An 8,524-nucleotide genomic window follows, 5' to 3' on the forward strand; every position below is an offset into this window, starting at 1 on the left:
AAATCCATGTCATCGAAGCGCCTTGAAGGAAAGGTTGCCATTGTCACGGGTGCCGCGCGCGGCATCGGGCGCGCCACCGCAGTTGCTTTTGCGCGCGAAGGTGCAGCCATCGTGGGGATTGATATCGCAGGCCCCGTCAGCAAGATCCTGGAGGTGACGCCGGCCACCGCGGACGAACTGGCGGAAACAGGAAGGCTTGTGGCGGCGGCCGGTGGGCGCTGGGAGGCGCGCCGGCTCGACCAGCGTGACTTGCCAGCCCTTCGTGAAGCCGCTGCGTGGACGGCTGAGACCTTTGGCAAGATCGACATCCTCTTTGCCAACGCCGGCATCCAGGCGTTCAAGCCGCTCCTCGACATGGAGGATGCGGATTGGCACGATCAGATCGACGTCAATCTCACTGGCACCTGCAACGCCATCCGCGCTATCGCCCCCTATCTTGTGAAGAATGGTGGTGGCCGCATCATCGTTACGTCATCGACGCAGGGGCAGCACGGCACCAAGTACGGTGCGGCCTATTCGGCCTCAAAGTGGGGGATCATCGGCCTGATGAAATCCGCAGCCCTGGAGCTTGGACAATACGGCATCACGGTCAACGCGGTCATCCCCGGCCTGATCGACACTCCGCTCACACGCCACCGGCAACGGTACGCGCAAGCTGTCGATGACTTGAACAACACCGAACCTCTGGACCAGCTCGAAGCCGAAGCGAAGCAAAAGCTCACGGCCAAGTCGCCATTGGGTGTTCCCTGGCTCCCGCCAGAATCCATTGCGCCGGCTGTCGTCTTTCTTGCGAGCGACGACGCCTACATGGGTTCGGGCGCTACCTACGACGTGACGGGGGGCGACAGCGCCAACAACACTGCATGATCCAGGCATCGCGGGATTCCAGCAGCGCCGTGGCACAAGCTCGCACGGCATGGCGACCATAGCGACGGCTGACGAACGCAAGTCGGTCGGCATTGAGTCTTCCCCGCAACGTCCAGCATTTGCTCACTTGCGCCTCTGCCACGGCGGCTCGCAATGCGGCCAATGATCGCAGCGAGAGGAACGGTGGGCGCGAGCGAGTCCCCCTGCGTGGCCAAACTGCGTTGGCAGGAGAGCAGCCATCCACATAAGGAACGTATGAATGATTGAAAATAATTACGATGCATTTGCGGATGCCTATCAAACAGACAATGAAACCAACGCCTGGAATTCCTATTACGAGCGGCCGGCAATTCTCTCGATGGTTGGTGATGTCAATGGACATCGGGTGCTCGACGCGGGATGCGGTGGCGGAGTTCATGCCGCAGCACTCCTTGATCGAGGGGCAATACTGACGGGGATAGATTCGAGCGCTGGCTTACTGGAGATCGCGCAACGTCGCCTTGAAGGGCGCGCGCGATTATTATTGGCTAATCTCAACGAGCCATTGCCCTTTGAAGATGGCGCTTTCGATCTGATCCTCGCTTCGCTTGTCATGCATTATTTGCCCGACTGGTCTATGCCTCTCTCGGAGTTCAACCGTCTGCTGTCCCAAGCCGGTCGCCTGGTCTTTTCAACGCACCACCCCTTCATGGATCACCAGTTAGCCGGTCGCGACAATTACTTCGAAACTTATAGTTTCGATGAAACGTGGCAGCGCGACGGAAGGGATATCGAAATGCGCTTCTGGCATCGGCCACTCCACGCCATGTTTGATGCCCTCAAGTCGGCCGGTTTCCTGATCGACATACTGAGCGAACCACAGCCCGACCCGCGCGCCCGCGCGCTCTTCCCGGATGCATACCAGAGCCTGACGACCAAGCCTCGCTTCATCTTTTTCTCAGCCGTGAAATTATGAACCCGGCACGATTGGTCGAGATGCAGTGATTCTCGGCAGCGGATTTCATCTTGTCCCGCAAACGGCGAACTCAAGGTCGAAAAATCAGCCTTTCGGCCTTTAAGCGCCGTGTTCTTCGCTTCCGCACCCCGCACGCCGAGCGAACTCGCGCAGGCGGTGCAGGCATAGTGCGGTGGCCGCATGCCCCCCGCGAGGGCGGTGTGCCCTATGCGCCGTCCAGGGCTACCGCGCTGTCTGCCAGCCGGCAAACGCTCTGCCGGCCTTCAGCTCGCGATTGATCTGGTGCACACCCGGTTCCGATCCGATTCCAGCAATAACCCGAACCGACACCAACCGCATTCGTTGGTGTATCACTTGGGCTGCACTTCAAGTCGATCACGGCCAATTTGAAGCCTTCAGGCTACAAAATTGCCATAACTCCAGTTCTTAGGAGAGCGACGCATCCTATCGTGGACGCTTGTATGAATGTCTCGTGGGCTACATTTTCACCATAGAAGCCATTTTTGATGCCATTTCTCTAGAGCCTGCGCTGGCGATAGGATTTCGAATCCGCAGTCAGCCGGTCGAAGCTCCAGCAAATTCTTGGCGCCACTGACTAGCCACACGGCCTTGCCATGCAAGGCCGTGTGGAGAAACACATCGTCATCGGGATCGCGACTGTACGCTGGTCTGGGAGTCGGAGGCAGATCAACCCACCGAGCCGCCGCAGCGAAGTCATGCAACAGCAGGCGTCGGCGATCCATGTCCAGATAGCGGTCAAATTTTGGCCGCCAAAGCCTGGTTTCAAGTTCCTCGAAGGTTTCCCGTGAGAACACCAACGTAGCGTGTTGCAGAAGACAATCCACGATCTGCGCAGGGGCAGACCGAGGCGATAGCGCAGCACTTATCAGGACGTTGGTGTCGATGACAGCGCGTTCAATCCTCATCGGCCAGGAGCTGTTCCAGCGTAAGCGGCTGGGCATCCCATCTTGACCTTGCAGGGCTACGCTGCCTGCGTTGAGTACGCCGTCGTAAGCGGGTGCCACCGATGGGGTAAGAGTTGGTCGATGTCGCAGAACTTGTGTGTCGGCAAACGCGTGAGTACGTCTTTCAAGTAGGCGTACGGATCATGCCCGTTGAGCTTGGCCGATTGGACCAGGCTCATGATGGCCGCCGCACGCTGGCCGCCGCGTAACGACCCGGTGAACAGCCAGTTCGAGCGCCCGATGGCCCAGGGCCGGATCTGGTTTTCGATCCAGTTATTGTCGATGGGGACATCGCCATCGTGCAGATAGCGCGTCAGCGCTTCCCAACGCTTCAGGCTGTAGTCCAAGGCTTTGGCGATGGCTGAACCTTCCGGCACCAATTGCCGTTGACCGATCATCCACGTATGCAGCGCATCGGCGACCGCCGTAGCTTTGTCGTGGCGTACGCGTTGGCGCTGGTCGGCACCGACGTCACCGATGTCTCGCTCGATATCGTAAAGACCGCTGAAGAATTTCAGCGCCTGCTCGGCGATCTGGCTCTTGTTGCTGGCGTGCAGATCGAAGAACTTTCTACGTGCATGGGCCATGCAACCGATCTCGATCACACCTTGGCCGAAGCTCGCCTTGTAGCCCGCGTAGTCGTCGCACACGAGCTTGCCGCGCCAGTCCTGCAAGAAGGCTCGCGCGTGTTCACCCGCCCGGCTCTCGGCGAAGTCATAGACCACGGCACGCAAGTCGTCGAAGCGTGTCGGCGCATACGCCCACAGGTAGGCGCGGTGCGTCTTCTTCTTGCCCGGCGACAGCATTTGCACCGGCGTCTCGTCGGCGTGCAGCACGCCGCGGGCCAGGATTTCAGCGCGCAGTGCATCGACCAGCGGTTGCAGACGAACGCCGCATACGCCCACCCATTGACCCAGCGTGGAGCGCGGCAGCGCCAGGCCGGCACGGGCAAAGATGCCTTCCTGCCGATACAACGGAAGGTGATCCGAATATTTCGCCACCAGTACCTGGGCCAGCAGGCCGGTGGTCGGGATGCCCTTGTCGATCACATGCGCCGGCACCGGCGCTTGGATCAGTGTCTCGCATTGCGTGCAGGCCCATTTGCCGCGTACATGGCGCTCGACCGTGAACACGCCGGGAAGATAGTCGAGCTTCTCGCTGATGTCTTCGCCGATACGCTTCAAGGCGCAGCCGCAGCCACAGGTGGTCGATGCCGGTTCGTGACGGATCTCGGTGCGCGGGAACTGCGCCGGCAAGGGGGTGCGCTTGGGTTGCTGGGGTGTCGGTTTGCTGGGCTGCGAACCTACGGTGAGCTGTTGCAGTTCGTCCTCGATCGCGGCCAGGTCCGCGTCCAGCGTCTCGTCCAGCAGCGAGGCTTGGGCCGCAGGGAGTTGCTCGCTGCGTTGACCGAACCGATATCGCTTGAGCACGGCGATCTCATGGGTCAGTTGATCGATGCGGACCTCGCGGTACTTGAGTTCGCGGTCCTTGTCGCTGACCTGCGCCATCAGCCCGGCCGCCAGCTCGCGCAATTGCTGCGCGCTCAGGGCGTCGAGGTCGTTGGCTTGGATCATGCCGAGAGTTTGCCATCGGCGGGCTGCTCACCGCCATCGGCACAAGACCCAATTGCTGGGTGCTACGATCCAGGTGGCGTCGTTATAGGACAGTGATCACGCCGTCGGGACCGACGCGCTGCCACGGCAACCCCAGCACCAAGGCCGCAAGCTGTTCATCGCTCAGTGACAGATGTCCATGCAATGCTGGGTGCGCCCATACGAAGCTGCCTTGGTGCAGTCGGCGGGCCGCCAGCCACGTGCCGATACCGTCGTGCGTCAGCACCTTGATGCGGTTGGCCCGGCGGTTGGCGAACAGATAGGCATGGTGCGGCTGCGCTGCACCGAAGACCTTGATCACCCGAGCCAACAGCGTATCGAAGCCGGCGCGCATGTCTACCGGTTCGGTGGCGAGCCAGATCGCATCGACGCGAATCACTTGAACCACTCGCGCAGCCACGCTGCGCAGCTTGCAGCTCCCTCCAGCGGCCAAGCGTAAGCGTCCAAACCGAGGCGTTCTATTTGTATGGTGTCCGAGCAGGTAATGTGCGGCCTTCGGTTCATCGAGAAGGAGCAGGAAGATGTCGAAATCCCAAGCGTTGGAACCCGACGCACGGCAACATCGGCGTACGGCGCAGCAATGGAGTGAGTTGGTGAGCCAGCAGGTGGCCAGCGGTCTGAGCGTGGCAACCTGGTGTGCTGAACAAGGTTTGAGCGCAGCCTCGCTGTGGAACTGGAAGCGGCGTTTGCACGATGAGGCGACGGGTCATGCGATGGGCACGTCGGTCGGTGAACGTGCGTCCTTCATCGAGCTTGGGCAGACGGGCTCCGCCGTCCTGGCTTCTGGGATCAAGCTGCGCCTGGAATTGGGCGATGGCCTGGTGCTGGAACTGTCGCGGTCGTAGGGCATGCTGCCCACCGGCGTACGCGTGTTGTTGTGCACGCGAGCCACCGATATGCGCAAGAGCTTCGACGGGTTGATTGCCGCCACCCGTTCGGTACTGGGCGAGAACCCGTTGTCGGGTCACTTGTTCGTGTTCGTGAACCGGCAGGGCAATTATGCAAAGGTCCTGTACTGGTCGCGCGGCGGATATTGTCTTTGGGCCAAGCGTTTGGAGCGGGGGCAGTTTGCCCGGCTGGGATCGGATGGTGTATCGATCGTGCTCACCGATACGCAGTTGATGATGTGGCTCGACGGGATCGATCTGTCTCGCACAGTACAAAGAAAACGCTTCGAGCTGCCCGTGGCGGCGCAGGTCTCTGGGATAATGCACACATGACCCGAGCCCCTGTCACGAATGAGGCGATCGCCATGCCGCGCGAGCAGTTGGATGCGCTGCAGTCGCTGCTGCGCATCCAGGGCGATGAGATCGTCGAACTCAAGCGGCAACTGGACTGGTTCAAGCAACAGGTGTTTGGCCAGAAGAGCGAACGGCGTATCGTGGCCGATGGTCAACAGGATGGCCTGTTCGAGGCGCCGGCGGCGGCCGCTATCGGCACGGCGCCCACGGTCGATGTGCCGGCGCACACGCGCAACAAGCACCGCACGGGCGATGAAGTCAACGACAGCGGCATCCGCTTCGATGCGAACGTGCCGGTCAAGGAGATCGTGCTGTCGTGTCCCGAGCTGCAAGGCCCGGATGCCGCGCACTACGAGATCGTCGACTACAAGGAAAGCCTGAAGCTGGCGCGCCAGCCCGGCAGTCATGTGATCCTGAAGTACCGCCGGCCGGTGGTGCGCCACAAGGATCAAGGCCGCCTGGTGACGGCGGCTGCCGTGCCCGGCGTGCTCGATCACGCCCAGGTCGACGTGAGCATGCTGGCGGGCATGGCCATCGACAAGTTCGTGTACCACCTGCCGGTGTACCGCCAGCACCAGCGCCTGAAGGACGAAGGCATCGTGGTGTCGCGCACCACGCTCGATGTGTGGCTGCGCCGAGCGATCCAGTTGCTCGAACCGGTCGCCAAGGCGGTGTTCCAGCAGATCCTGCAGGGACGCTACCTGAAGATCGACGAGACGCCGATCAAGGCGGGCCGCACGAAGGTGGTCGGCGGCGCCAAGGCGGGCCAGGGCAAGATGAAGCCGGGCTGGCTGTGGCCGGTGCTAGGCGAGTTCGGCGACATCGCCTTCGGCTACTCGGAGCAGCGCGGTGCCGCGGCGGTCAAGGCCTGGCTGGGGGAGGCCTTCAACGGCACGATCCAGACCGATGGCTACCAGGTCTATGCGCAGTACGCGCAGAAGCTGCCCGGGTGCACGCACGCGCTGTGCTGGGCCCATACACGCAGGGCCTTCCTGAAGGCTGAGCAAAGCGATCCGCAGGCGGTGGCCGAGGTGCTCGAGCAGATCCGGGCGCTGTATGTCATCGAGCGGCGGCTGCGCGATACCGCCGCCGACCCGGCCACGATCCTGGCAACGCGGCAAGCGCAGAGCGCTGGTCTGGTCGATGGCATCTTCCAGTGGATCGATGCGCAGATCGCCCAGCCTGGTCTGACCCCGCGCAGTCCGCTGGCGCGGGCGCTGGCCTATGCCAAGCAACGGGAAACGGGACTGCGGGTGTTCCTGACCGATGCCTGGCTGGACCTGGACACCAATGACCTGGAGCGGGCGCTGCGGGTGATACCGATGGGTCGGAAAAATTGGCTCTTCTGTTCCACTGAGATCGGTGCCCGCTACGTAGCGGCGATCCAGACGCTGCTGGCAACCTGTCGCGCTCACGGCGTCGATGCCTACACCTACCTGGTCGATGTCCTGCAGCGCGTCGGCCAGCATCCGGCTAGCCAGATCGAACAACTCACCCCGCGTGAGTGGGCAAAACGCTTCGCGGTCGACCCCTTGCGATCAGATCTGCACTACGTGCGTCAATAACGTCCGCGTTTGGACGCTTACGTGGCTCCAGGTGCATTGGCAGACGGGCCGCTGGCTGACGTCGTGGCGATCGGCGGATATGCACTGGGAAGCCCGCCCATGTGTTGGGCTATCATGTTGGCGACGCCTACGCCCAGGTGGGGCGCGGCAGGATCGCCGTCATTTACACCCCAGTTTGGTACTGCTATAGGTCTTCTGGAATAGCCGATACATCAGGACAAATTGAAGTAGCGCAATAACTCAGACTTGATCTGACACACATTGTCTGATCAGGTTTCAGAGCCTCAGGACGCCTGCTTTCGGCCAGAAGCAGCCAGTCAGCTAATTTTTGCGCACGTCCGCCTCAGACCGATCTGAGGTTCGCGGTTCGAGACTGAGCGACGGCTTCCTACATGACCGGCCACTGAACGTCGCAGCCTTGCCGGCTCCTCTCTCCCGGAAGCGACCTCTCCACAGGGGCGATTGTTGCGTCCTTGCTCGAACGAACGCTCACTCACTGAGTGATAGGCTGAGGTTCGACTAGCTAGTGTTCTGCCCCATTAATTTATCCCGAATTGATGAGAGAATATCTGTTCCTGCGGAACCGAGATCAGAGATATGGGCAGATCAACCAATGCGCCGAGCGTAGAGATAGATGAGGCGGAACGAAAGCAACTGACATCGTTGGCTCGTTCTCGTTCGCTGCCTGCGGCATTGGCGCTTCGGGCACGAATCGTACTGGCATGCGAGGGGTCTGAGCAGACGCTGACACAACTGGGTGCAAGCCTTGGGGTGGATCGCGGCACCGTGCGCAAATGGCGCACGCGCTACATGGAGCATGGTCTTGCCGGCCTATACGATGAACTGCGCCCGGGGCGGCCGCGTACGATCGATGATGAGCGGGTTGCAGCGTTGATCAACAAGACGCTGCACAGCAAGCCAGCAGATGGCGGCACGCACTGGAGCACCCGTGTTCTGGCCTCGGCCACGGGCATCAGCAAAAGCACCGTACAACGCTATCTCCAAGCGTTGAACATCAAGCCGCACCGGGTTGAGTCCTTCAAGCTGTCGACCGATCCGCTGTTTATCGAGAAGCTACGCGACGTCGTCGGGCTTTACCTGAACCCGCCGGACAATGCCCTGGTGCTGTGCGTCGATGAGAAGAGCCAGTGTCAAGCCTTGCAACGCACCCAGCCGATGTTGCCGCTGGGGCTAGGTCGTGTTAACACTAATGGTGTTAATCATGAAAATTAAGAGATACTTCGGTGATGGAAATCAGCGAAGCCCAATTCAAGCAGATAGAGCATTGCCTTCCTCGCCAGCGGGGCAATGTGAGCAT

8 protein-coding genes and 1 pseudogene are annotated in these 8,524 nt (G+C 61.1%); 6 read left to right on the plus strand and 3 right to left on the minus strand.

What is annotated here, in order from left to right:
• Positions 1–6 precede the first annotated feature (6 nt).
• Positions 7–867 (plus strand): SDR family NAD(P)-dependent oxidoreductase, encoded by an 861-nt coding sequence (locus CDO46_RS00795; RefSeq protein WP_087836672.1) that lies wholly within the window; start codon positions 7–9, stop codon positions 865–867.
• Positions 868–1,126: 259 nt separating this feature from the next.
• Complete coding sequence (locus CDO46_RS00800; RefSeq protein WP_087836673.1) at positions 1,127–1,822, plus strand: class I SAM-dependent methyltransferase; 696 nt, start codon at positions 1,127–1,129, stop codon at positions 1,820–1,822.
• A 485-nt stretch (positions 1,823–2,307) separates the two neighbouring features.
• On the opposite strand, the gene CDO46_RS00805 is transcribed toward CDO46_RS00800, so the two are convergent.
• The 3 genes from CDO46_RS00805 to tnpB (CDO46_RS00815) all read right to left on the minus strand — a co-directional run bounded on the left by CDO46_RS00805 (position 2,308) and on the right by tnpB (CDO46_RS00815) (position 4,779).
• Complete coding sequence (locus tag CDO46_RS00805; protein WP_369597216.1) at positions 2,308–2,784, minus strand: putative toxin-antitoxin system toxin component, PIN family; 477 nt, start codon at positions 2,782–2,784, stop codon at positions 2,308–2,310.
• A gap of 20 nt (positions 2,785–2,804) precedes the next feature.
• Positions 2,805–4,361 carry an IS66 family transposase gene (locus tag CDO46_RS00810; RefSeq protein ID WP_087836675.1) on the minus strand — a complete coding sequence of 519 codons (1,557 nt, stop codon included), beginning with the start codon at positions 4,359–4,361 and terminating at the stop codon, positions 2,805–2,807.
• Between the two features lie 82 nt (positions 4,362–4,443).
• Positions 4,444–4,779, minus strand: a complete 336-nt coding sequence (gene tnpB, locus CDO46_RS00815) for an IS66 family insertion sequence element accessory protein TnpB (protein ID WP_087836676.1) — start codon at positions 4,777–4,779, stop codon at positions 4,444–4,446.
• 142 nt (positions 4,780–4,921) lie between these two features.
• Between tnpB (CDO46_RS00815) and CDO46_RS27830 the strand changes: the two genes are divergently transcribed.
• From CDO46_RS27830 to CDO46_RS00830, 4 genes and pseudogenes are all read left to right on the plus strand, one after another.
• Positions 4,922–5,245 carry an IS66 family insertion sequence element accessory protein TnpB gene (locus tag CDO46_RS27830; RefSeq protein ID WP_132979295.1) on the plus strand — a complete coding sequence of 108 codons (324 nt, stop codon included), beginning with the start codon at positions 4,922–4,924 and terminating at the stop codon, positions 5,243–5,245.
• A gap of 3 nt (positions 5,246–5,248) precedes the next feature.
• Positions 5,249–5,620, plus strand: coding sequence for an IS66 family insertion sequence element accessory protein TnpB (tnpB, locus tag CDO46_RS00820; protein WP_132979296.1), 372 nt, complete (start codon positions 5,249–5,251; stop codon positions 5,618–5,620).
• Positions 5,617–7,206, plus strand: a complete 1,590-nt coding sequence (locus CDO46_RS00825) for an IS66 family transposase (RefSeq protein ID WP_087836677.1) — start codon at positions 5,617–5,619, stop codon at positions 7,204–7,206. Before tnpB (CDO46_RS00820) ends, CDO46_RS00825 begins: the two co-directional genes overlap by 4 nt.
• 597 nt (positions 7,207–7,803) lie before the next feature.
• A pseudogene (locus CDO46_RS00830) lies at positions 7,804–8,403 on the plus strand (IS630 family transposase); the annotation flags it as partial.
• Between the last annotated feature and the right edge of the window lie 121 nt (positions 8,404–8,524).

Source organism: Pigmentiphaga sp. NML030171 (genome assembly GCF_002188635.1).
Classification (GTDB): domain Bacteria; phylum Pseudomonadota; class Gammaproteobacteria; order Burkholderiales; family Burkholderiaceae_B; genus Pigmentiphaga; species Pigmentiphaga daeguensis.

Bases quoted from the DNA above. Each gene is read 5' to 3' on its own strand.
- CDO46_RS00805 (WP_369597216.1), bottom strand. From the start codon at position 2,784: ATGCCCAGCCGCTTACGCTGGAACAGCTCCTGGCCGATGAGGATTGAA.
- CDO46_RS00810 (WP_087836675.1), bottom strand. From the start codon at position 4,361: ATGATCCAAGCCAACGACCTCGACGCCCTGAGCGCGCAGCAATTGCGC.
- CDO46_RS00800 (WP_087836673.1), top strand. From the start codon at position 1,127: ATGATTGAAAATAATTACGATGCATTTGCGGATGCCTATCAAACAGAC.
- CDO46_RS00825 (WP_087836677.1), top strand. From the start codon at position 5,617: ATGACCCGAGCCCCTGTCACGAATGAGGCGATCGCCATGCCGCGCGAG.
- tnpB (WP_132979296.1), top strand. From the start codon at position 5,249: ATGCTGCCCACCGGCGTACGCGTGTTGTTGTGCACGCGAGCCACCGAT.
- CDO46_RS27830 (WP_132979295.1), top strand. From the start codon at position 4,922: ATGTCGAAATCCCAAGCGTTGGAACCCGACGCACGGCAACATCGGCGT.
- CDO46_RS00795 (WP_087836672.1), top strand. From the start codon at position 7: ATGTCATCGAAGCGCCTTGAAGGAAAGGTTGCCATTGTCACGGGTGCC.